Origin of the sequence: Rhizobium ecuadorense, from assembly GCF_001187535.1 — a bacterium.
GTDB lineage: Bacteria > Pseudomonadota > Alphaproteobacteria > Rhizobiales > Rhizobiaceae > Rhizobium > Rhizobium ecuadorense.
Map to the genome: position 1 here is coordinate 1 of NZ_LFIO01001117.1, position 219 is coordinate 219.

General features: G+C 58.4%; 1 pseudogene. It reads left to right on the plus strand.

The features are described from left to right. Positions 1–219 (plus strand): annotated as a pseudogene (locus AF337_RS24235) (MFS transporter); the annotation flags it as partial.

Below are 219 nucleotides of genomic sequence, written 5' to 3' on the forward strand. Positions count from 1 at the left end.
GCTTCGATATCCGTCGGGCCGAAGGCAGAAAAGTCGGAAAAAGCCCGGATCACGGCTCTGCTCAAGAACTCGCTGACCTGGAAGATCGCCCTCTGCTACTTCTTCACGAACATCGTGTTCTGGGGTCTCCAGTCCTGGCTTCCGTCCTATTGGGTGAAGGTCAAGGGCATGAGCATGATGTCGATGGGCGCCTACTCGGCAATCCCGCCGACGCTCGGC